The organism is Zafaria sp. Z1313 (assembly GCF_050563205.1).
Classification (GTDB): Bacteria; Actinomycetota; Actinomycetes; order Actinomycetales; family Micrococcaceae; genus JAZDCJ01.
In genome coordinates this window covers 104,581-124,818 of record NZ_JBNWUK010000001.1, presented here as the reverse complement: position 1 = coordinate 124,818, position 20,238 = coordinate 104,581, and the positions used below count along the sequence as shown (strand labels likewise).

At 71.7% G+C, this 20,238-nt stretch carries 20 protein-coding genes and 1 riboswitch; of the genes, 8 read left to right on the top strand and 12 right to left on the bottom strand.

Going from position 1 to position 20,238, the window contains the following annotated elements:
- From ACQ3I4_RS00610 to ACQ3I4_RS00590, 5 genes are all read right to left on the bottom strand, one after another.
- The gene (locus tag ACQ3I4_RS00610; RefSeq protein WP_430632788.1) at positions 1–864 is read right to left on the bottom strand and encodes an ABC transporter permease; all 864 of its coding nucleotides are present in this window, start codon (positions 862–864) and stop codon (positions 1–3) included.
- Between the two features lie 13 nt (positions 865–877).
- A complete protein-coding gene (locus ACQ3I4_RS00605) occupies positions 878–1,819 on the bottom strand; it encodes an ABC transporter ATP-binding protein (protein ID WP_329859665.1) in 942 nt (313 codons plus the stop codon).
- Positions 1,820–1,932: 113 nt separating this feature from the next.
- Positions 1,933–2,835, bottom strand: coding sequence for a macrolide 2'-phosphotransferase (locus tag ACQ3I4_RS00600; RefSeq protein WP_430632630.1), 903 nt, complete (start codon positions 2,833–2,835; stop codon positions 1,933–1,935).
- Positions 2,836–2,957: 122 nt separating this feature from the next.
- Positions 2,958–3,266: an SHOCT domain-containing protein gene (locus ACQ3I4_RS00595; RefSeq protein ID WP_430632629.1), complete on the bottom strand. Its 309-nt coding sequence runs from the start codon at positions 3,264–3,266 to the stop codon at positions 2,958–2,960.
- Between the two features lie 130 nt (positions 3,267–3,396).
- Positions 3,397–4,068, bottom strand: coding sequence for a response regulator (locus tag ACQ3I4_RS00590; RefSeq protein WP_430632628.1), 672 nt, complete (start codon positions 4,066–4,068; stop codon positions 3,397–3,399).
- Between ACQ3I4_RS00590 and ACQ3I4_RS00585 the strand changes: the two genes are divergently transcribed.
- A complete protein-coding gene (locus ACQ3I4_RS00585; RefSeq protein ID WP_430632627.1) occupies positions 4,067–4,462 on the top strand; it encodes a hypothetical protein in 396 nt (131 codons plus the stop codon). The two genes, ACQ3I4_RS00590 and ACQ3I4_RS00585, sit on opposite strands and share 2 nt — an antisense overlap.
- A 295-nt stretch (positions 4,463–4,757) precedes the next feature.
- Complete coding sequence (locus ACQ3I4_RS00580; RefSeq protein ID WP_430632626.1) at positions 4,758–5,012, top strand: hypothetical protein; 255 nt, start codon at positions 4,758–4,760, stop codon at positions 5,010–5,012.
- Positions 5,013–5,119: 107 nt separating this feature from the next.
- Here ACQ3I4_RS00580 and ACQ3I4_RS00575 read toward each other — a convergent pair whose 3' ends face one another.
- From ACQ3I4_RS00575 to glyA, 5 genes are all read right to left on the bottom strand, one after another.
- On the bottom strand, positions 5,120–5,758 hold the full coding sequence (locus tag ACQ3I4_RS00575) for a hypothetical protein (protein WP_430632625.1): 639 nt from the start codon (positions 5,756–5,758) through the stop codon (positions 5,120–5,122).
- 403 nt (positions 5,759–6,161) lie between these two features.
- Entirely contained in the window at positions 6,162–7,997 is a 1,836-nt protein-coding gene (locus ACQ3I4_RS00570; protein WP_430632624.1) for a S8 family serine peptidase, read from the bottom strand.
- 27 nt (positions 7,998–8,024) lie between these two features.
- Positions 8,025–8,972 (bottom strand): hypothetical protein, encoded by a 948-nt coding sequence (locus tag ACQ3I4_RS00565; protein WP_430632623.1) that lies wholly within the window; start codon positions 8,970–8,972, stop codon positions 8,025–8,027.
- Between the two features lie 196 nt (positions 8,973–9,168).
- On the bottom strand, positions 9,169–10,068 hold the full coding sequence (locus ACQ3I4_RS00560) for a bifunctional methylenetetrahydrofolate dehydrogenase/methenyltetrahydrofolate cyclohydrolase (RefSeq protein WP_329859654.1): 900 nt from the start codon (positions 10,066–10,068) through the stop codon (positions 9,169–9,171).
- Complete coding sequence (gene glyA, locus ACQ3I4_RS00555) at positions 10,065–11,354, bottom strand: serine hydroxymethyltransferase (RefSeq protein ID WP_329859653.1); 1,290 nt, start codon at positions 11,352–11,354, stop codon at positions 10,065–10,067. Before glyA ends, ACQ3I4_RS00560 begins: the two co-directional genes overlap by 4 nt.
- A gap of 73 nt (positions 11,355–11,427) precedes the next feature.
- Positions 11,428–11,513, bottom strand: a riboswitch (ZMP/ZTP riboswitch).
- A 104-nt stretch (positions 11,514–11,617) separates the two neighbouring features.
- Between glyA and purU the strand changes: the two genes are divergently transcribed.
- The 4 genes from purU to ACQ3I4_RS00535 all read left to right on the top strand — a co-directional run bounded on the left by purU (position 11,618) and on the right by ACQ3I4_RS00535 (position 15,974).
- Positions 11,618–12,466, top strand: a complete 849-nt coding sequence (gene purU, locus ACQ3I4_RS00550) for a formyltetrahydrofolate deformylase (RefSeq protein WP_329859652.1) — start codon at positions 11,618–11,620, stop codon at positions 12,464–12,466.
- Between the two features lie 1,433 nt (positions 12,467–13,899).
- On the top strand, positions 13,900–14,781 hold the full coding sequence (locus ACQ3I4_RS00545; protein WP_430632622.1) for a hypothetical protein: 882 nt from the start codon (positions 13,900–13,902) through the stop codon (positions 14,779–14,781).
- A 9-nt stretch (positions 14,782–14,790) separates the two neighbouring features.
- Positions 14,791–15,306 (top strand): hypothetical protein, encoded by a 516-nt coding sequence (locus ACQ3I4_RS00540; RefSeq protein ID WP_430632621.1) that lies wholly within the window; start codon positions 14,791–14,793, stop codon positions 15,304–15,306.
- Positions 15,297–15,974, top strand: coding sequence for a trypsin-like serine protease (locus tag ACQ3I4_RS00535; protein ID WP_430632620.1), 678 nt, complete (start codon positions 15,297–15,299; stop codon positions 15,972–15,974). The genes ACQ3I4_RS00540 and ACQ3I4_RS00535 overlap by 10 nt, the downstream gene beginning before the upstream one ends.
- Before the next feature lie 147 nt (positions 15,975–16,121).
- Here the strand turns inward: ACQ3I4_RS00535 and rlmC are convergent, their stop codons facing one another.
- Positions 16,122–17,300, bottom strand: a complete 1,179-nt coding sequence (gene rlmC, locus ACQ3I4_RS00530; protein ID WP_430632619.1) for a 23S rRNA (uracil(747)-C(5))-methyltransferase RlmC — start codon at positions 17,298–17,300, stop codon at positions 16,122–16,124.
- Between the two features lie 143 nt (positions 17,301–17,443).
- On the bottom strand, positions 17,444–18,712 hold the full coding sequence (locus tag ACQ3I4_RS00525) for an acyl-CoA dehydrogenase family protein (protein WP_329859648.1): 1,269 nt from the start codon (positions 18,710–18,712) through the stop codon (positions 17,444–17,446).
- A gap of 284 nt (positions 18,713–18,996) precedes the next feature.
- Here ACQ3I4_RS00525 and ACQ3I4_RS00520 point away from each other — a divergent pair, with 284 nt between their 5' ends.
- Positions 18,997–19,173 carry a hypothetical protein gene (locus ACQ3I4_RS00520; RefSeq protein WP_329859647.1) on the top strand — a complete coding sequence of 59 codons (177 nt, stop codon included), beginning with the start codon at positions 18,997–18,999 and terminating at the stop codon, positions 19,171–19,173.
- Positions 19,174–19,182: 9 nt separating this feature from the next.
- Positions 19,183–20,238: a monooxygenase gene (locus ACQ3I4_RS00515; protein WP_329859806.1), complete on the top strand. Its 1,056-nt coding sequence runs from the start codon at positions 19,183–19,185 to the stop codon at positions 20,236–20,238.

The window sequence follows — 20,238 nt, the reverse complement described above, 5'->3', positions numbered from 1 at the left end:
TCAGCCCTCCAGCCTGCGCGCGTAGATCCGCCGGGCCGCCACGAGCGCGGCGGCCGCGACCGCCGCGAGGTAGAGCACGTGCACGATGCTCAGCCAGAGCGGCTCGGCGTGGCCGTAGCTGAGCACGCGGCCCAGCTCGGCGCCGTGCCAGACCGGGGAGATCCAGCCGATCCACTGCAGGAACCACGGCATGACGGACAGGGGGAAGAACGTGCCGGAGAAGAGGAAGAGCGGCATGACGATGAAGCGCTGGACCATGGCGAACTGGCCGCGGTCGTCCTTGATCGAGGCCGCGTAGGCCATCATCGGGACGCCGAACGCCAGGCCCGCGAGGGCCGCGGTGAACACGCTCACCCAGGCCCAGCCCGAGGGCGCGGCACCGAACGCCGCGACGATCGCGAGGTAGACCGCGCTCTGGGCGACGAGGCGGATCGCGACGGCGAGGACCCGGCCCTGGCAGATCTGCTGCGCCGAGATCGGCGAGGCGAGCGGCCCGTAGTAGGTGCGGTGCCATTTGAAGCCGCTCATGACCGGGTAGGAGAACTCCTCGGCGGCCGTCATGACCGCGCCGGAGGCCAGCAGCGCGGGCACGATGAACTGGAGGTAGCCGACGCCGCCGAACGCGGCCCCGCCCGTATTCGAGTCGACGAGGCTGGCCAGCCCGATGCCCATCGCCACGAGGTACATCAGCGGGTTGCCGACGGAATAGGCGATGATGACGTCGAGGTAGCCCTTCATGCCCCGCAGCACCTGCTCGGCGATGTACCACGTCCCGAAGCGGCGGGCGCGGGCGGCGCTGACGGCGGGCGTGTGGGCGCGCAGGGGCGAGTCGAAGAGCCGCTCCTCAGCGGTCGGCGTCTTCAAGGGGCCGGAACCGCTAGTCAACGAGGCTCCTTCCGGTCAGCCGCAGGAAGACGTCCTCGAGCGAGGAACGGCGCACGAGCGACGTGAGCGGGCTCAGCCCGCGGGCCGTGACCTGCTCGAGGGCGGCCTCGCCGTCGTCGGCATAGATCAGGACCCGGTCCGGAAGGGTCTCCGTCCGTTCCCCGATGCCTTCCAGCTCCCGGCCGACGGTCGCGTTCCGCTCCGTGCCGAACCGCAGTTCGAGGACCTCCCGCGTCGAGTACTCGCGGATGAGGGAGGCCGGCGATCCCTCGGCCATGATGCGTCCCTTGTCCACGACGATCAGCCGGTCGCAGAGCTGCTCGGCCTCGTCCATGTAGTGGGTCGTGAGGATCAGGGTCACGCCGCGTTCCTTGAGCCGGAAGAGCCGGTCCCAGAGGATGTGGCGGGCCTGCGGGTCGAGCCCCGTCGTGGGCTCGTCGAGGAGCAGGAGCTTGGGGTCGTTCACGAGCGAGCGGGCGATCGTCAGCCGGCGCTTCATGCCGCCGGAGAGGTCGTCGACGCGGGAGCCGGCCTTCTCCGTGAGCTGGGCGAACTCGAGCAGCTCGTCCGCCTTGGGCTTGAGGTAGGACAGCGGCAGGCCGAAGTAGCGGCCGTAGATGATGAGGTTGTCGCGGACCCGCAGCTCCTCGTCGAGGTTGTCCTGCTGCGGCACGACGCCGAGGTGCGCGCGGACCTCGGGGCCCTGCTCCTCGGGGTCCAGGCCCATGATCTCCAGCTCGCCCGCGGAGCGCTGGGAGACGCCGCCAATCATGCGCATGGTGGTCGACTTGCCCGCGCCGTTGGGTCCGAGCAGGCCGAACGACTCGCCGGCGGGGACCTCGAAGGAGATCGAGTCGACGGCGGTGAAGTCGCCGTACTTCTTGGTCAGGTTCTTCGCCGAGATGACGATCGGGCGCGTAGTGGTGTGGGGCACAGGGAAACTCTAGGCCCGATTACTGATTGGCACAACTCAATCACCTCCGGGGTGCTCGACCGGGCCGCCGGTCGTCGCCTCCGGGCCGGTGGCCGCGACGTCCGGCGCGGTCCTCACGCGTCGGCGAGCAGCGCCCCGGCCGCCGCGACGTGGTCCGGCTCGCCGGTCTCGAGCGCGAAGAGGGCGTAGGCCAGGCCTGACGAGGCGGCGACGGCCGCGCACCGGGCCGCGAGGTCCTCGGTCTCCGCTCCCCCGGCGTCCGCGTAGGCGCGGAGGGTGGCGGCGAAGGCCTCGGGCGTGGAGGTCTGCCAGTGGGCCGTGAAGTCGACGGCGGGGTCCCAGACCCGCGCCGTCGTCCAGTCCAGGACCGAGGCGATCCGGTCGCCGTCGTCCAGGAGCAGGTGGGCGGGGTAGGGCTCGCCGTGGGTCATCACGGTCCGCTCCGGCCAGAGCGCATCGTCGTCGAGCCGGGCCCGCCAGGCCGCCTCGGCCGCGCGGGGCACCACGAACTCCGACAGGACGCGTTCGACGTCCTCGGCGAAGGACTGCCGTACGCGCTCGGGGGTCGCGAACGGGACGCCCGCGCGCCGCGCCTCGTCCGGATCGATCGCGTGCAGCTGGGCCAGCAGCCGGCCGAGGGAGGCACAGTACTCCGAGGACGAGCGGTCGAAGTGCCAGACGGGTCCGCCGTCGCGGACGGTGAGCCCCGGCCGGCCGGGCAGGAGCGGGTAGGCGATGAGCTCGGCCGTGTGGATCCGCCAGTCGGGCACCGCCGCGGGGATGCGCCCGGACACGAGGCGCAGGATCCGCGCCTCGCCGGCCGCCCGCCGGGCCGCGTCGGGACGGCGCGGGACCCGCAGGACCCAGGACCGGCCGGAGGCGTCCTCGGCGAAGGCGACCCGGAAGTCCAGGCCAGCCTCCTCGACCGTCAGGCCCCGGGCGTCGACCTCGAGCCCGTGGCGGGCGGCGAGCGCCGCGATCTCGGCGGGGGTCTGCGCCGCGTGGGGGCCGGCCATGGGTCCTCCTGGTGCTGGATGTCCTGCCTCCACCGTAGCGCGCGGCCCCGCCGGGACGCGACGGCGACGCGGTACCGGCGCACCTCCGCGGGCACGCCCCGGTGGCGCGGCACCGGCTGGGTTCAGCGGCGCTGGTCCCCGCGCAGGACCTCGAGCCGCTGCCGGTACTCCGTCTCGTCGACCTCGCCGCGCGCATAGCGTTCGCGCAGCACGGACTCGGCGTCGAGGCGGCCCTCGCGGAGCTGCCGGCGCCAGCCCATCCGGCGCGCCGCCGTGATGAACAGGCCGATCAGCAGGATCCACAGCAGCGGCATGAGGAAGAACCACCAGCCGGGGCCGTGGCCGAAGCGGCCGTCGGCCGCAGTGGCCGCCAGGGTGGCGGCGCCCGTGGCGGTCGTCGCGGACAGGGGAAGGGACAGGGCGATGGACATGGGAACCTCCTGGGTCGGTGCGGCCCGTGCGGCCACGGTTCCACGGTCCCCCGCCGGCCCGTACGCGCGCGTCCGCCGCGGGGAGTCGCTTCGCCCCGGCGGCATGCTCCCGGTGGAGCAGTCCGCCCCGTCAGCCGGCCCAGCCGGGGCGCACGAGCCCGGACTCGTAGGCCAGCACCACGAGCTGGGCGCGGTCCCGCACGGCCGTCTTGGCGATGATGCGGGAGACGTGCGTCTTGGCGGTGAGCGGCGTGATGAACAACCGGGTCGCGATCCCCGCGTTGTCCCGTCCCCCGCCGACGAGCTCGAGCACCTCGCGCTCCCGGGCCGTCAGCAGGTCCAGGTACACCGGTTCCGTTCCCGCGCGGCGCGGCTGTGAGGCGATCGAGGCCAGGAGCCTCCGGGTGACGGACGGCGAGAGGAGCGCCTCGCCGTCGGCGACGGCCCGGACGGCGCGCACGAGGTCCTCGGGCTCGGTGTCCTTGACCAGGAATCCGGCCGCTCCGGCCCGGATGGAGTCGAGGATGTACTCGTCGATCTCGAAGGTCGTCAGCATGACGACGCGGGTGGCGGCGAGGCCGGGATCGGCCTTGATCCGCGCGGCCGCCTCGATCCCGTCGCCGCCGGGCATGCGGAGGTCCAGGAGGACGACGTCGGGGCGCAGCCTGCGTGCCTCGGCGACGGCCCCGTCCCCGGTCCGGGCCTCGCCGACGACCTCGAGGCCGTCCTCGGCCTCGAGCAGCGCGCGGAACCCCGCGCGGATGAGCGCCTGGTCGTCGGCGATCAGGATGCTGGTCGTCATGGCCGTCCCTCCCCGGGGCCTGGACGCGCTCGCGCATCCCGCGCAGGCCATTGCCCTCGGGCTCGCCCGCGAGGCCGGCGCCGTCGTCCTTCACCGAGACCTCGAGCCCGCCCGCGACGGGCCGGGTCCGCACCCATGCCCGGCGCGCGCCGGCGTGGCGGACCACGTTCGTCAGGGCCTCTTGGACGGACCGGTAGGCCGCGTGCTGCGCCGCGTCGTCGAGGCGGTCGACGACGCCGGGCGGTGCGGGCGCGTAGTCCACGGCCAGCGGCGTCGCGGCGGACAGGTGCGCGATGAGATCGGGCAGTTGCTCGAGCCGCTGTCCCGGCGCCCTCGGCGCGTCGCTGCGCAGCACGTCGAGCACGTCGCGGACCTCGGACAGGGCCTCGGCTGATCCGGCCTTGATGGTCCCGCAGGGCCTCCGTGAGCCGCCCGGGATCCGGGTCGCGGCGAGCTCGGCGGCGAGGACGAGGACCAGCGTCCAGGCGGCGGCGAGGGCGACGCCCGCCGGAGGCACCCGGCCCGCGGGGTCCCACTGGGCGGCGGCCGCGCCGGCGAGCGCCGCGGCGACGGCGGCCCCGGAGGCGCGGGACCACCAGCGGGCACCGTGGAGCGCGGCCGAGACGACGCCGACGGCGAAGGAGAGGAAGACGGGACCCCAGGGGTGCCCGAGGGCCAGGTAGCCGAGGGTGGCGACGGCGGTGCCGGCCGCGACGGGGCCGGGAAACCGGCGGCGCAACAGCAACAGGGGCGGGGCCGACGAGCGCCAGGGCCAGCGCCCCGGCGTCGAGCTCGATCCCGTGCCGCACCGCGGCGAAGCGCGTTCCGGCGATCTGGACCACGGCCACCGCGAGGGCGAGGAAGGCGGCGGGGGGCCGGCGGCGCTCGGTCGTGGAAGGAGCCTACGCCGCGGCGGGACGCACCGCGTCGGCCCCCGGTCGTAGCCGGCCTACTCCCCGGGGAGTACGGCCCCGCGGCCTGCGGCCGGGTGGTCCTGCCCTGGCTTTCCCGGCGGCTGCTGGGGTGCTCCGCCACGGACCCGGATGCCCCGCTACACGGCCCGGAAGCAGAGCGCGGAGATGATCCGTGGTCCCGCCTGGCCCACCGGGACGGTCTCGTGCGGGAGCAGGCCTCCCAGGAGCACGATGCTCTGGCCCGGCCGGGCCTTCACGGCGCCGGCGCCCGTCCGCGGATCGGCCCGGACGTCCTCGAGCCGGGCGCCGAAGTGGGCGAGGTGCACGAGCAGGGCGCCGGCGGGATCGTCGTCCGGGGCGTCGTCGCGCAGGAGCGTGATGAGGGTGACGTCGCACGTGTCGATGTCCAGGTGCAGCCCCAGGTAGTCGCCCGGGGAGACGTAGTAGCTGTAGCTGCCGCGCCCACCCGTGGGTTCGACCGCCGTCCCGCAGACGGCGGCCAGCCGCGCGGCGAGCGCGGGGCGCGCGTAGAACGCGTCCTGCACCGCGCCGCCGCCCGCGGTCCTGAGCCGGCGCGCCGGCGTACCACCGCGCCCCGTGGCCCCGTCGCCGGTGGGGACGTCCTGCAGCGAGCTCGAGGCGTAGTTCCCGAGCGCCTCGCCGAGCAGGGCGGCCACCGTGCCGGGGTCCGGGACCGCGTCCAGGACGGTGACGCCGCCGGCGGCCGCGAGCGGGCCCGCGGCGAGCCGCGCCTCCGCGCCCTGCAGCACGCCCATCGGCGTTCCTCCTTTCGCCTCCCGCGCCGGTCATTCCCCGTCCAGGAGCTCGACGGGCTCCTCGAAGACGACCGCCTCGACGTCGCCCGCCAGCGCGGCGGGCAGTTCCCCCCGGGCACCTCGGCCCCGCCGGCCGCCGTCCAGGCGCCGCCGGCGGACGGCACGGGATCGATCCCGAGCCGGGCGCGGAACAGCTCCGGCGGTCCGGCGATGGAGAACGAGATCCCCACGACGGGGCCGACCTCGAACCCCGCCTCGGCGAGGGCCGAGGCGGCCCGCTCGGCCGCTCCCGGCTCCGGCAGGTGCCGCTCGAGCCGCCCGGCCACCGCCCCGGCCGCGCCGGGGAGGCCGCCGGGCGAGCGGAGCAGCACGAGGGCCACCGGGTCCCCTGGGCGCCCCTCCACTACAGCTCCGGGGGTTCTGGCGATTCGATGACGAAGCGCTCGATCTCCGCCACGTCCTCCGCGGTCAGCGGCACGCCGTCCGCGTCCTGGCCGCCCTCCCGGATCACGACGGGCGGGATCGGGCCGATGGGGTTCAGGAACGGGTTGATGATCGGCGGGCGGAACGGGATGAGCGGCTGGACCGGCAGCACGGGCGGCCGGAAGGGCAGCAGGGGCTGGATCGGCAGCACCGGCGGCTTGAACGGCAACAGCGGCTGGATCGGCTGCACGGGCGTGAAGGGGATGAGCGGCTGGATCGGCAGGGCCGGGAGCACCGGTCCCACGAGCCGGCACCGCAGCTTGGCGATGAGCACGGCGCGGTGGCCGTCGACGAGCCCGTGGCCGGTGGCCAGGTCCGGCCCGACGACGGCGGCGTGGCCGAAGTTCGGGTGGTTCGTCCCCGTCGTGACGTCCACGGCGGTCGTCTGCAGGACGTCGCGGATCGCCGCGGGCGAGAGCCGCTTGCAGGCCTGCCGGATCAGGGCGCAGACCCCGGCGATCTGCGGCGCGGCGGCCGAGGTGCCGCTGAAGGCCGCCCACCCGTCGTTGGTGGCCGTCTCGTCGCCGTTGGGGAAGCTCCCTCCCCCGTTGCCGACGTCGATCGCGCAGCCGGCCGGCAGCGGCAGCATGATGTTCATGGCCCTCGGCCTCATGCCGACGAGACCGGAGACATCGGGAACGCGCCGCCCCGGGTAGACGTTCGAGGCGAAGCCGCTCGTGTAGTCGGAGGCCCGCAGCTGGCCGTTGCGCTGCCGGTCCACGCCGCCGACGGAGATCACGTCGGGATGCTGGCCCGGGAAGCCCCAACCGCCGTTGCCCGCCGAGAAGACCACCGTGATGCCACCCGCGACGGCGGCGGCCACGGCGGCCGCGAGGGCCTGGTTGGCGGCGCTGAGCGGCCCGTTGGGCTGGCTCGAGCCCCACGAGTTGGTGATGATGTCGGGGCCGAGCGCCACGGCCGCGTTGAACGCCGCCGTCACGTTCACGAGCGCCCCGGTCGCGGTCGCGCACTTGACCGGGTAGAGCGTCACATCCGGCGCGGTCGCGAAGATGTTCGCGGACTCCCCCGTGCCGTGCCCGTTCTCGTCCACGCCGGGATTCGCGGTGCCCGGGCCGAGGGTCGTGGGCTCGACGCGGTAGCCGTGCTCGGTGAAGAACGGGTGGGTCTGGAAGCCCGTGTCCACCATGGCGACCTTGACGTCCTTGCCGGTCACGCCGGAGCGGTGCGGCCGTTGGGCGTTGAGCAGCACGGAGACGTCGTCGGGGACATTGAGGTGGTAGTAGTCCACGGTCGGCGGCAGCACGTCGACGGCGTGCAGGTAGTACGGCTCCTCGAGGGCCACCCCGTCGAGGATGCCCTCGAACCCGGTGCCGGCGGTCTCGATCAGGCCCGGGACCTCGGTGTCGGCGTTGTCGATGAACGTCGCCTCCTCCTCGAGGCCGCCGGGCTTGAACACGCTGCGCTCCTCGGTGAAGAGGTGCGCGCCGAAGGAGGCCTCGAACTGCTCGCGCGTGCCCGCGAAGTTGACCATGAGCTGATTGGCCTGGAGGACCTCGAATCCCGCGTCCGACAGCGCCTGGACGGCGCGGTGCACGGCCTCGTCGTCGGAGACGTGCAGGCCGACGGTCTCGGCTCCGGGGACGAGTCCCGGCGTGAACATCGACAGCCCGCCGAGGGACTCGGGCGAGGCGATCGCGAAGATGCGGGCGGGAAAGTCGCCGTCCGGCTGCTCGGCGGGCTTGCGGCCCCGCCCCGACGAGCCGGTGCCCCGGCCGCCGCTTGGCTTCGTTGCCATGATGGTGCTCCTTGGATGCAGTGGGGGTTATCCGACGCCGGCCGGCTGGCCGGCCAGCCATGCGTGGACGGCGTCCTGGTTGCCCGAGTAGTAGTGGCACAGGAACCATCCGGCCGTGTCCGGGTCCGTCGCGGCGAACTCGCCGTTCTGGGCCACGTGCTCCGGCGCGAAGTGCGCGCACGCCACGGAGGCGAGCGCGCCCACCGCGAGCCAGGTGGCAACCTCTTCGAGGATCCACTGGTTGGCGGAGGGAAAGGGCAGCGCGGCGGTCCGCGGGCCGGCCAGGTGGCGGGCCGCGCGGAAGCCCTCGAGCGTGCCGAAGCCGGTCCCGGCGAAACGGCCGGGGTCCTCGGACATGCCCAGGAGCAGCCGCCACGCGCAGTCGAGGAACCATCCCCGGGTGGCGGCGAGCGCGGCCCAGGCCCCGTGGTTCAGCAGGACGACGCCGGTGTTGAACGGCGCGACGGGGGCGAAGCCAAGCGCCGCGGCGAGCGCGTCGTACGCGGGCTCGTCGAGGAAGGCCGGGTCCGCCGGGTGGTGGCTGCGGCGCGTGCAGACCTCCTCGCGGGCCACGAGGTGGGCCCCCTGGTAGGCCACGCACCACGGGGCGGGGTCGGCCAGGAAGACCGTGTCGCAATCGCAGCACAGGACCTGTTCCGGCCCGCGGGCGGTGATCCAGTCGTAGTTGAGGAACTTGTGCAGGGCCGGGTAGCGGGCCAGGACCGCGGCGCCCTCGGGGCAGTCGGCGGCCAACCGCTCGCGGTAGCCGCCGCGGGCGACGAGGGCGGCATCGTGGCCGCGGCACAGCGCCCCGAGCGCCTCGGGGGCCCCGGAATGGACGAACACGACCACCTCGGCGCGCGCGTTGTGGCGGCGCAGGCTGGACAGGCTCGTCGTGAGCTGGCGCAGGAGCGGGGCGGGATCGGCGGCGCGCGGGAAGGTCACCGAGTAGCAGATCAGCAGTCCCCCGCCCATGGCCCTCCCCCTCGCTCCAACCCGGCGGAGCCGTCCCCGCACCGGCGGGGAACAACCGTCCCCGCTGCGGCCACCGTAGGACGCGGGCCGTCACCGGCCCGTCACGGCGCGGCCCGGAGAACGGGCAGGGCCGCCTCCCCGGTGCGGGAAGGCGGCCCTGTCGGATGGAGCGCGCGGTGCGGCCCCGGCGTCGTCCTCAGCGGGAGGACGCCTGGCGTTCGGCGGTCTCGACGACGTTCGCGAGCAGCATGGCCCGCGTCATGGGCCCGACGCCGCCCGGGTTCGGCGAGATCCAGGAGGCGACGGTCGCGGCCTCCGGATCCACGTCGCCCGTGACGACGGCCTTGCCATTGCCGTCGTCGACGCGGCTGACGCCGACGTCGAGGACGATCGCCCCCGGCTTGAGGTCCGCGGCCTTGATCATGTGGGCCTGGCCGGCGGCGGCGATGACGACGTCGGCCCGGCCCAGGTGCGCCGCGAGGTCCGCGGTCCCCGTGTGGGCGAGCGTCACCGTCGCGTTGATGGAGCGCCGCGTCAGCAGCAGTCCCACGGGGCGGCCGATCGTCACGCCGCGGCCGACGACCAGGACGTCCTTGCCGTTGAGGTCGATGTCGTGGCGCAGCAGCAGCTCGACGCAGCCCTTGGGCGTGCAGGGCAGCGGCGAGGACATGGGCTTGTTGACGTTGGCGACGAGCCGGCCCAGGTTCATCGGGTGCAGGCCGTCGGCGTCCTTCTCCGGGTCCATCGCCTCCAGCACGGCGTCCTGGTCGATGTGCGCGGGCAGCGGGAGCTGGACGATGTAGCCCGTGCAGGCCGGGTCCTCGTTGAGCTCGCGGACCTTGGCCAGCAGCTCCTCCTGGGTGGTCTCCTCGGGGAGGTCCACGCGGAGGGACTCGATGCCGACCTCGGCGCAGTCCTTGTGCTTGCCGCCCACGTACCACCGCGAGCCCGGGTCGTCGCCGACGAGGATCGTGCCCAGGCCCGGCACGATGCCCTGCTCCTTCAGCACGGCGACGCGCTCGGCGAGCTCCGCCTTGATCTCCGCGGCCGTGGCCTTGCCGTCGAGGATGCGCGCGGTGCCTTCCGCCGCGCTCACCACTGCTCGAGCCCCGGGTAGAGCGGGAAGCCGGCGGCGAGGGCCTCGACACGGCCGCGCAGGGCGTCAAGGTCCGCGGCCGCGCCGTCCTTGAGCGCCGTGGCGATGACGTCCGCGACCTCGGTGAACTCGGCGGCGCCGAAGCCGCGCGTCGCGAGGGCCGGGGTTCCGATCCGGAGGCCGGAGGTGACCATCGGCGGGCGGGGATCGAAGGGAACGGCGTTGCGGTTCACGGTGATGCCGACGGAGTGCAGGAGGTCCTCGGCCTGCTGGCCGTCCAGCTGCGAGTCCCGCAGGTCGACGAGGACCAGGTGGACGTCCGTTCCGCCGGTGAGGACCGAGACGCCGGAGGCCGCGACGTCGTCCGCCGTGAGGCGCTCGGCGAGGAGGCGCGCGCCCTCGACCGTGCGCTCCTGCCGCTCGCGGAACTCCTCCGACGCGGCGATCTTGAACGCCACGGCCTTGCCCGCGATGGCATGCATCAGCGGGCCGCCCTGGTGGCCGGGGAAGACGTTGGAGTTGATCTTCTTGGCCAGGTCCGCGTCGTTGGTCAGGATCAGGCCCGAGCGCGGGCCGGCGAGCGTCTTGTGGACCGTGGAGGTGACGACGTCGGCGAACGGCACCGGGTTCGGGTGCAGGCCGGCGGCGACGAGGCCGGCGAAGTGGGCCATGTCCACCCACAGCTTGGCCCCGACCTCGTCGGCGATGGAGCGGAACGCGGCGAAGTCCAGCTGGCGCGGGTAGGCGGACCAGCCGGCGATGATGACCTGCGGGCGCTCGGCGACGGCCTGGGCGCGCAGCTTGTCCATGTCCACCGTGAAGGTGTCCGGCTCGACCTCGTAGGCGGCGACCTCGTAGAGCTTGCCGGAGAAGTTCAGCTTCATGCCGTGGGTCAGGTGGCCGCCGTGGGCCAGGGACAGGCCGAGGATCTTGTCGCCGGGCTTGATCAGCGCGGAGAGGGCGGCGGCGTTCGCGCTGGCCCCGGAGTGCGGCTGGACGTTGGCGAACTGCGCGCCGAAGAGCGACTTGACGCGCTCGATCGCGAGGTTCTCCGCGACGTCGACGTGCTCGCAGCCGCCGTAGTAGCGGCGGCCGGGGTAGCCCTCGGCGTACTTGTTGGTCAGGACGGATCCCTGCGCCTGGAGGACGGCGCGCGGGGCGAAGTTCTCGGAGGCGATCATCTCGAGCGTGTTGCGCTGGCGGCCGAGTTCGGCCTCGAGGACTGCGGCGATCTCCGGATCGAGCTCGGCGAGGGGCTGGTTGGTCACGGTCTGGTCGTTGCTCACGGGGTCTCCTGCGGTGGGACGGGGTGGGTCCGGTGGGTCGAGGTCAGCCGGCGGCGCACGCCGCACGGACATGACCTTGGGCCCAGGCGCGCGGTCCGTGGTCGTCTCATTCGCCGCTCCCCGGTGGTCATCCACCCAACGCCAGTCGCGACGGGATCCATGCTAGCGGAGGCGGCGCACCCGTGATGAAACGGGCGGTCATCGATCCGCAACGTGGCCGGTGCGCTCCCCGGCGGGATCCCGGTGGACGGTAGGCTGTGGCGGTGAGCAGCCAGCATTTCATCGTGACCCTCTCCTGCGCCGACCGGCCCGGGATCGTCCACGCCGTCTCCGGCGCCCTCCTCGCGGCCGGCGGCAACATCACCGAGTCGCAGCAGTTCGAGAGCCCCGAGACCGGGACGTTCTTCATGCGCGTCGCCGTCGCCACCGAGGCCGGCGCGGCGGCGTTGCGCGCCGAACTGGACCCCGTCGCGGAGGCCTTCGGAATGGAGCTCGGCGTCTTCGACGCCGCCCAGCCGCTGCGCACGCTCGTCATGTGCTCCACGGAGGGCCACGCCCTGAGCGACCTGTTGTTCCAGCAGCGGGCCGGCTCGCTGCCGATCGACGTGCCCCTCGTCGTCTCCAACCACGAGTCCCTGCGCCCGCTCGCCGACTTCTACGGCGTCCCGTTCGTCCACCTCCCGGTCACTCCGGACACCAAGGCCGAGGCCGAGGCCCGGCTCCTGGAACTCGTCGCTGAGCACGACGTCGAGCTCGTGGTGCTGGCCCGCTACATGCAGATCCTCAGCGACGGCCTGTGCGCCGAGCTCGGCGGGCGGGCCATCAACATCCACCATTCGTTCCTGCCCTCCTTCAAGGGCGCCCGGCCGTACCACCAGGCGCACGCGCGGGGCGTGAAGCTCATCGGCGCCACGGCGCACTACGTCACCGCCGACCTCGACGAGGGCCCGATCATCGAGCAGGAGGTGATCCGGGTGAACCACGCCCGGACGCCGGAGCAGTTCGTGGCGATGGGCCGGGACGTCGAGGGCCGGACCCTGGCCCAGGCCGTGCAGTGGCACGCGCAGCGGCGCGTCCTGCTCGACGGCCGCAAGACGGTCGTCTTTAACTAGGCCTGGCTCCTCACCTTCCGCTCCAGATCTGGACCGTGCTGAGGACGAGTGCGGCGCGGTCGGTGAGAGCTCGTTTGTCGCACCCCCCGCCGCCAGCGGACTCCAGTTCCTGAGGGTATAAACTAGCATTCGACGACGCGCGGCGCTTGTGGGCCCCTGTCGCGACTGACGGTCGTCCTCCGGCAAGTCCCGCACTCTCGAAAGTATGTCCGAGGTGCACTGGGGCGCTGGGCGATGACTGCCCGAGCCATGATAGTGGCCCTCAGGCCCCAGTAGCAGTGGCAGTGGTCTAGGGTACGACCGGGCGGATCCTCATGAAGGCATTTGTCACGTGACCCGACGACTCTACGACGGGGTAGGGGTCGGTCGTACTCGTGGACAACGATGACCTCAAAGGCCATCGACGCCCCGTGGATCACGCCGCCATCGTTCGCCAGAGTCGGCAGCAGGACCAACGAATGGTCCCAGACCCCAATGAGGTTGTCGTAGTAGAGGCACTTGGACGCGCTATGCCACAGCCACAGAGTTTCCGGCACATCCGGCCACAGGATTCAGAGCCGGTTCCGGCTATTGACTCCCTCAATCGCAGGCCTGTGGTCATCAAGCGGACGCCCCGCATGGCCCGTGGATGAGAGCGTCAGCGAGTAAGTCCGAAGTAGGTGCCTGGGAGGTTGAACGGAGACCAGCATCTGGGCGCTCGCTTGCTTGCCCCAGCCTCTCGAAGGCCGGCATGGGCGCCGCGAGCTGTGGCGCAAATCAAGGGCCCCACGGGTCGAAGGACAGAATCTCATAGATAGCGCGTCAGACAACGTCGGAACGAGAATGAGTTCGCGCCCCTCCATAGGGTCGGGTCCCGCTGCGCACCCAACCAGAAGTGCCAATGACCGCAAACAACCGCAGCCATGAGGCTGTGGCACGACGTCGCACCCGCCACGGCCAGTTCCTCTCGAGTCTCGAATTGACAAGCAGGTTTACATCGAGCCCCCAGAGGCCACGCAAGAGCCCTCGGCTACATTGTGCAATACACAAGGGATGAGGACGATGCGACCGACACTCGAAGCACTTGTGCCACACGATTGCCCCAATTTCTGAAGCTTCGCATCAAGGCATTAACGCAACATTCGAAGGGTTTTAGTCTATCGCTTGACGATACAAAGTGATCGTCCATCGGTCTCCAAGGAGGAGAAATGCCCAGTCTCAGAAACGCAATAGTGGGCGGCGCTTGCGCCGTTCTGCTGGTCACCGGACTCGGTGGCCCAGCAAACGCCGCGCCAACAATTAGCGCGTCAACAACAGGGTCGGTGGTGGATGCCTCGGGGCGCGCCTTGCGATCCGCAGCAGAGCTCCAAGTCACGGCCTGGCCCAGCCATGATTTCCTCGACAAGCTGCCCATTGGCGGAGAATTCCGAACTGCTCCCATCGGCAAGGCCCAAGTGGATTCCAATGGGTCGCTCACGGTTCAAGTCCTCGACACGCGTGCCTATGATCAGATGCGGGGCCCCGATGGAAACGTCGAACTGACGATCTCCGGACTCGCAGGAGGCGGTATCTACGACTACAGCTTCACCGCGGACCCGGGAAGCGAATCAACGCAACGCATTTCCGGGAAGGACGTCCGCACCGTCGACCTGAACGGCCTGCGCCTTGCACCGCTCGGCGGGGCCTCGACGACGGGAACCGACCGCGCAACTGGGGCCACTGCGACCAACAAGGCGTGTACGGCAACGAAGCTTCAAGAGTACTCGCCTCGTCAGGTCCTGGTGGGGACGACGTACGTTCAGACGAGTGGCGTCACGGCCGACTTCCAGTACAGTACCGGAGCGAACTCCACCGTCGGAGTCGGAGTATCCTTGACGGGCAACGCGGGAACGTACAGCGCCAGCGGGACGTCTACGCTGACGTCTTCATCTGTGATTGACTTCCCCACTACGGGAGCGAACACCAAGAAGCTTCACTACACTCAGTTCGTCTTTGCGCGATTCCGCGAGAATTGCGGCTCAATTCTCGGAACGAAAATGAAAGTTCGCGCCGTAAGACTCGCCGGGGGAACATACAGCCCCAACGCTTCGGCCAACCTCACTGGCGGTAAGTGTGTGACCTATAACGGCGGCAAACACACAAACCAGTCTTCGGCAGCTGTTACTTGGAGCAATGGAGCCAAGACCGCGGGTATCATCGGCATTGACCTCTCGGTAAGGACCGGATTCAGCTCGGCAGCGAAGACGGTCTTCGACTTCAAATCCGTACGTCGACAGTTTTGTGGAACTGCCGATTTCCCAGGGGGGGTCCCCCGGACCCTTTACGCTACGACATAGGAGACAGACGTGAGATCTACCGTTCCGAAGTTAGCGGCTTCCCTAGCACTTCTGCTGGCCCTTGCCGGTTGCAACTCGCCTGCGTCGGGTGGGCCCGTCGGCGCCCTCTCCGTTCCGGGATCAACTTGCATCGAACTTCGGGGTCACGAGGAGGCAGTCTTCGGAACGGTTCTTCGCACCACTCCGGGTGAGTCTGGCGTGCTAACTGGTATAGATCTCTCCGAAGCGTCCGGCTTAGTGATGACCGGGGCATGGCTTGTTGATCTGTCACCCGAGGACCCCGCCATCGGCTCGGAACTACTACCTATCGAAGAGCCTCTCGACGCACTATGGGATCGACGCCGCAATGCCGTCGGATCGACGGTCTCCGGAGACGCCATCAACCTGCTCGTTGGGCTCCGGCTTGGAGACGGTGTTGAGGAAGGGACTGCCTCGGGGCTCGTGATTGAGCACAGCAGCGACGACGTCAACTACCGAAACGAGACGCCAGAGGCTATCGAGGTTGTCGCACTGGAATGCAAGTAGGACGACGAAGGGCGGCGGCCGTAGGCGTCATGCTTGCTGCCACCGCCCTTCTGATGTCCGGCCCCAGCCCGTCGACGGCCCCGCCGGGCCTCGTGCTTCTGGCAGCGACAACCGCAGACTCAACAGAACTATTCAGCGGCGCTGTTTGTAGCGGCGCCCTGACGAGCCCGACAACGGTGTTGACGGTTGACCACTGCGTCGGTGGCGCCCTTCCCGACGCGATACTGGGGCTCGAATCCGTTTGTCCCACCCGGGGTGCCTGGGAGCGAGTCGGAACCACATCGGCACAACCGATCGGCGACGGCCGCATTGTCAAACTCACCTTGACTGCAGCTGTCCAGTCAGAGCCATTCCGCACTGACACTCTCTCCACTGGTCGTCTTGTGGCTTTCGGGTGGGGGAGCCAAGACAGCAACCTCCCGCCTGCGTGCGAACCGAAACAGGCCTCGTTGGATCGCGTAGACGTTGGCTACTGCGAGGCAGTAGGCCAAGAAGCAAATCAACCGGCATCACTTTGCGCGTTACCGCGACGCGGTTCCGTCAACACCTGCCACGGTGATTCCGGCGGTCCTGTTCTGCAGGACGGCAGACTGGTAGCTCTAACTCTGTCCGGAGTGGGCTGTGGGGTCGGCGATCCAGGTCTCTACGTGATGTTGTCGGAACCATGAGCCGACTTGTTCACTAGCTCACCTTTTTCTGCCGAAGTCGATCGCTCGCGGACCGCACAGGCACCGAGGTGAAGTCTAGATGCAGTGGGGCGGGGCCGCGATGTGCCTCGTCGCGGCGGTCCTCTCGATCGCGGTCAAGCGCGTCCCCTACGCCGCCGGCACGCGCTCCAGCAGCACCATCGCCTCGTAGTGGTCCGATTGCGGGAACATGTCCATCACGCGCGCCCGGACGGGCCGCAGCGAGGGCATGGCCTCGAGGTCGCGCGCGAGCGTGCGCGCGTTGCAGCTCGAGTACAGGACATGGGCGGCCTCCGAGTGCTCGAGCCAGCCGGCCAGCGCGGCGCCGATCCCCCGCCGCGGCGGATTGACCACCACGAGCTCGGGGGCGCGGTCCGCGGCCAGGGCGAACTCCGTCGCGTCGCCCGCGGCGAAACTCAGCCCGCCCCGCGCCCCGGCGTCGCCCGGCCGGGAACCCCGCGCCCCGGCGTCGAACCCGAGCTCCGCCGCGGTGGCCTCGGCGCTCGCGATGGCCTCGCCGCTGAGCTCGATCCCGAGCACGTCCCGGCCGGGCGCGGCCAGGTGCAGCGCGAAGCCGCCGACGCCGCAGTAGAGGTCCCAGACGGTGCGCGGGGCGACCTCGTCCACCCACTCGCGCCCCTGCCGGTAGAGCGCGGCCGCGACCTCGGTATTGGTCTGGAAGAAGCTCTGCGGCCGCAAGTGCAGGCCGATCCCGTTGATCCGCATGAGCAGCGATTCCCTCTCCGTGAGCGGGATCTCGACGGGGCCCTCGAGGACGGCCTTGTGCTCCGGCTGCAGGTTGACGGACGCCACCTCGAGCCGAGGGAGACGCTCGCGCAGGCCGGGCAGGTGCTCCCGCAGGGCGGGCACGAGCGCGTCGCTGCGGAGCACGAACCGCACCATGAGCCCGCCGTCCGGCGCCTCGGTCACGAGCACGGCCTTGAGCTCGCCCGTGCGGGAGGGGACGTCATAGGGCTCGAGCCGCGCCGCGCGGACGAGGTTCGAGAGCACGCGGAAGGCCTCGCGCAGCCCGGGAGAGCAAATGCCGCAGCGGCGCAGGTCGATGCCCCGGCCGTCTGCGTCCAGGATGCCGATCGTGGGGCGGCGGGAGGTCCCCGCGACGACCATCTTGGCCTTGTTGCGGAAGCCGGATTCGCCCCCGGCCAGCGGCGGGAGCCAGTCGATCCCGGGATGGCCCGCGAGCAGGGCGCGGCAGTGCGCGTCCTTGGCGTCGAGCTGGGTGGCGTACGGGACGCCCATGTGCGTGCAGGAGCGGCAGCGTCCGGCGTCGAAATAGTGGCACTGCATGGTGCCCCCAGTCTATCCGGGGTACGACGCCGGGGCCGCGCCCGCCTGCCCCTCGCACCGGTCCGGAGCGCGGCCCGGATCCCGGCCGGGGAGACGCCGGCCAGCGGCTCGGGAGCGGCGCCCGCGGCCGGTTCCCCCGCTGCTCAGGACGAGGCGCCGATGGCCCACACGCGGGGCAGCTCGACGCCGTTCACGGCCCGGTCGCCCGCGAGCCGGGCCTTGTAGACCCAGGGGTTGTGGTTGCCGGCGGTCCGGGCGTTGCGCCAATGCCGGTCCAGGCCCTTGGCCGTGCTCGTGGCGGAGGCCGCGAGCGAGTCGAAGGCGTGGGACAGGGCGTTGACGGCGAGCGGCGTCAGCGCGATCTGGCCCTGCGCCGAGGCGAGCTCGGCGAGGTCGTTGACCTGCTCCTCCTCCGCGACCGTGATCCGTCCGGCGCGGGCATCGAGGGCGGCCTGGTAGGCGTCCTCGAGGGCCCGGGCGACGCGTTCGACGACGGCCTCCCCGGCGAAGGCGGCGGCGTCGACCTCCCCGATGACCTGGAGGATCTGCGGGTCCTCGCGCCAGACGGGGGCCGCCGCGTGGCTGAACGTCCGTCGGCGTTCGCGGACCTCGCGGGCGAAGTCCCGCTGCGCGCCGCGGACGCTGCCGGCGAGGACCGTGAGCAGGACGGCCTGGTAGAACGCGGTCTGGTACTTGAAGCGGTCCTCGAAGTCGATCAGCTCCGCCTCCCCGAGCACGGCGTCCTCGAAGGTGCTCGTGCCGGTGCCCGTGGTCTGCTGGCCGAAGCCGTCCCAGTCGTCGCGGTGGGAGACCCCGTCCTGGGCCGAGCGGACGGCGGCGATCACGCGCCGGCCCGTGTCCGTGCGCTCGGCGTAGGTGTCGATCCAGTCGGCGAAGATGCTTCCGGTCGAGTAGTACTTGGTGCCGTTGATCCGGAACCTGCCGGGGCCGAGATCGGGCGCCGGGGAGACCCGGGTGAGGACGTCGCCGACCTTGACCGCGCCGACCTCGGTCCAGGAGTTGCCGACGAGCTCGCCGTCGACGAAGCGGCGCAGCCACTCGTCCCGCCCGGCCCCGGGGGCGGCGACGAGCCGGTCCTCGACGAAGGCGAAGTGGGCGCGCAGCGCCTGGCTCAGGTTGGAGTCCGCCGCGGCGAGCTCCGTGAGGAGGGCGAAGAGCTGCGGCAGGCTCGCGCCGTCGCCGCCCGACTCGACCGGGACGCGGACGGCGCCGAAGCCCGCCCGGGCCAGGGCGCGGATCTCCTCGCGGGGCAGCCGGTGGTCCCGCTCGCGCTCGACGGCGCCCGCGGCGATGGAGGCGAAGTGCGGGCGGAAGCGGGCCGCGAGGGCCTCGTAGCCCCCGGCGGCGGCGACGGCGCCGTCCTGGGCGGGCAGCCGGGTCTGCTGGGTCATGGGGTCCTCCTGCGTCGGAAATCGTCGGCCTGGCCCCGACGCTAGCGGCGCCGGGCCGGACCCCGTGCGCCGCGGGCGGCGATGTGGCGCCACGTTGCCCCGTGCGACGCCGTGTTGCGTGCCGCCCGGGCGGGACGACGGCGGAAGCCGGGCCCCGGCGTCGTCTTCCGTCACGAACTGGAACGCGGCGACTCCCCGCGCCACGGCCCTCGCGGCGGGCCCCCACCGTCCCCACGCTCGCCGTATCCGCCCGGGAACCCCCGGGCCGAGCGAAGGAGCCCGCCATGACCACCACCGTCCACGACGCCCTCACCGCCTCCCCCTGGGCCGGCCGCCTCGCCCCGGCGACGCCCGGGCAATGGCTCGACCGGGCCCGCGAGGTCGCCACGATCCTCTCCACCGACGCGGTCGAGCGGGACCGGGCCGGCGCCGCGCCGACGGCCGAAGTGCGGCTCCTGTAGGACTCGGGCCTGGCCACGATCCTCGGCCCTCGGGCCCACGGCGGCGGAGGACAGGACTGGACCACGGCGTTCAAGGCCATCCGGGCCGTCGCCGCCGGGGACGCGTCGATCGGCCAGCTGCTCGGCTACCACGTGTTGTGGGCCTGGGCCGTGCGCCTCGTCGGCACCGACGAGCAGATCGACGCCCTCGAGGAGCTCTACACGAGCCAGCGCCTCTTCTTCGGCGGGGCCGTGAACCCGCGCGACGCGGAGCTGACGGTCGAGGACCGCGGCGGGTCGCTCGTGTTCACGGGGCGCAAGTCCTTCTCAACGGGTGCCGAGGTGGCCGATCTGCTGGTCCTCGAGGGCGTCTTCGCGACGAGCGGGGAACACGTCTTCGCGATCGTCCCGGCGCAGCAGGACGCCATCCGCCACCTCGGCGACTGGGACAACCTCGGCCAGCGGCTCAGCGCCTCCGGCGGCGTCGTGGTGGAAGGCGTCGAGGCTCCGTGGTCCGCCGCGGCGGGCTTCGTCGACAAGCGGTTCCGCCCGCTCGTCTACAACACCCTGAACGTGCCGTTGATCCAACAGGTCTTCACGTCCCTCTACCTGGGGATCGCCTCCGGGGCGCTCGCGACCGCGGCGTCCTACACCCGCTCGACGACGCGCGCCTGGCCGTACGGATCCGACCCCCGGGAAACGGCCGTCGAGGATCCATACATCCTCGCCGGATACGGCCGCCTGCGCGCCGCGCTCTGGGCGGCCGAGGCGCTCGCCGACGCGGTCGACGCCGAGCTCGCGGCGCTCCTGCACGCCGACCGCACCCAGCTCACGGAGCAGGCCCGCGGCGAGGTCGCCGTGCGCATCGCCGCGGCCAAGACGCAGGCCTCCGCCGCGGCGCTGGAGACCTCGCAGCGCATCTTCGAACTCACGGGTGCCCGGGCGACCTCGAACCGCGTGGGCCTGGACCTGTTCTGGCGCAACATCCGCACGCACTCGCTCCACGATCCCGTGGCCCACAAGGAACGCGAGGTCGGCGAGTTCGCCCTGCTGGGACGCCTGCCGGAGCCCAGCTGGTACACCTAG

Coding starts and splice junctions, on each gene's coding strand:
- ACQ3I4_RS00600 (WP_430632630.1), bottom strand. CDS start 2,835: ATGGCCGGCCCCCACGCGGCGCAGACCCCCGCCGAGATCGCGGCGCTC.
- ACQ3I4_RS00590 (WP_430632628.1), bottom strand. CDS start 4,068: ATGACGACCAGCATCCTGATCGCCGACGACCAGGCGCTCATCCGCGCG.
- ACQ3I4_RS00525 (WP_329859648.1), bottom strand. CDS start 18,712: ATGACCCAGCAGACCCGGCTGCCCGCCCAGGACGGCGCCGTCGCCGCC.
- ACQ3I4_RS00585 (WP_430632627.1), top strand. CDS start 4,067: ATGGCCGTCCCTCCCCGGGGCCTGGACGCGCTCGCGCATCCCGCGCAG.
- ACQ3I4_RS00520 (WP_329859647.1), top strand. CDS start 18,997: ATGACCACCACCGTCCACGACGCCCTCACCGCCTCCCCCTGGGCCGGC.
- ACQ3I4_RS00535 (WP_430632620.1), top strand. CDS start 15,297: ATGCAAGTAGGACGACGAAGGGCGGCGGCCGTAGGCGTCATGCTTGCT.
- ACQ3I4_RS00595 (WP_430632629.1), bottom strand. CDS start 3,266: ATGTCCATCGCCCTGTCCCTTCCCCTGTCCGCGACGACCGCCACGGGC.
- rlmC (WP_430632619.1), bottom strand. CDS start 17,300: ATGCAGTGCCACTATTTCGACGCCGGACGCTGCCGCTCCTGCACGCAC.
- ACQ3I4_RS00570 (WP_430632624.1), bottom strand. CDS start 7,997: ATGGCAACGAAGCCAAGCGGCGGCCGGGGCACCGGCTCGTCGGGGCGG.
- ACQ3I4_RS00575 (WP_430632625.1), bottom strand. CDS start 5,758: ATGGGCGTGCTGCAGGGCGCGGAGGCGCGGCTCGCCGCGGGCCCGCTC.
- ACQ3I4_RS00565 (WP_430632623.1), bottom strand. CDS start 8,972: ATGGGCGGGGGACTGCTGATCTGCTACTCGGTGACCTTCCCGCGCGCC.